The organism is Mycobacterium sp. UM_11, assembly GCF_001414075.1.
Lineage (GTDB): Bacteria > Actinomycetota > Actinomycetes > Mycobacteriales > Mycobacteriaceae > Mycobacterium.
The window spans coordinates 1-1,019 of the sequence record NZ_LATC01000221.1; the positions used below are offsets into that span (position 1 = coordinate 1).

Annotated in this window: 1 protein-coding gene and 1 pseudogene; both read left to right on the top strand. The window is 65.5% G+C overall.

The window, feature by feature from the left end; translation table 11 throughout:
• Nucleotides 1-90, top strand: a pseudogene (locus WU80_RS25685) (hypothetical protein); the annotation flags it as partial.
• 404 nt (nucleotides 91-494) lie between these two features.
• Nucleotides 495-794: a PE family protein gene (locus tag WU80_RS24740; protein ID WP_046182845.1), complete on the top strand. Its 300-nt coding sequence runs from the start codon at nucleotides 495-497 to the stop codon at nucleotides 792-794.
• The last annotated feature ends 225 nt before the right edge of the window (nucleotides 795-1,019 follow it).

Below are 1,019 nucleotides of genomic sequence, written 5' to 3' on the forward strand. Positions count from 1 at the left end.
GCCGGCGTCGGCAGCGGCACCCACGCCGGTGCCGGCCCCCGATACGGATTCCGCCCCACCGTCATGGCCCGACCCCCCTTCGCCGGATAACGGCTTTCGATCGTTCGAACGGGGGGTTAACAAAGTGGGTGCGCTCGGCGTTGAGAGCGGCCGGGGCCGACGCCTCGCGGAGGCGCGTCGCGAGCCCGTCCACCCGTTGCTGGCCGGCAGGGGGGAGATAATGGGCAATGAGATTTTTAGCGGGCCTGCCCTGGGAAAGCGCCGCGCGAGAGGCCTACCAGCACCTTTGGGACGCGGGACGGTCACGGTTTGCTGTGACCATGGTGTAAGGTGCTGCGCTCCCGCCCAGACGCTGTTACTGTGGCGTTACCAAAAATGAATTCGTCGTACTGCCACGTGAACAGTTGCAAACAGGCGGCTTCCGGAAGCGCTTCAGGGGCCGCCGTCATCTAGTCTCTGCAGAGTCGGGGATTGATCTTAGGAGGGAACCAAGTATGTCGTTCGTGACCACACAGCCCGAGGCTCTGGCTGCGGCGGCCGGAAACCTGCAGGCCATCGGCTCAACGCTGAGCGCACAGAACGCGGCTGCTGCGGCCCCCACGACCGGGGTTGTGCCCGCTGCTGCCGACGAGGTGTCGGCGCTGACGGCGGCGCAGTTCGCAGCGCACGCGCAGATGTACCAGGCGGTCAGCGCGCAGGCCGCCGCCATTCACGAGGCGTTCGTGAACACGCTCACCACAAGTTCTGGCTCGTACGCTGCGACCGAGGCAATCAACGCAGCTGCTGCGGGCTGATCGGACTGGCGGTTGTGGCTCGGGGACTGGACGTCTACGACGTGAGCACCCACCTCACCGCCGAGCTACCGATGATCTCGGGGGCTGACGGCCGGACAACTCAAACGCCGTGGTTCGGGTTTGACGTCCGTCTCACCGTGTCACTGCGACCGGTGGCCGCCGGCTGACGGGAAGGGGGGATCATCCTTTTTGATTCCTGTCTCTTATACACATCTGACGCTGCCG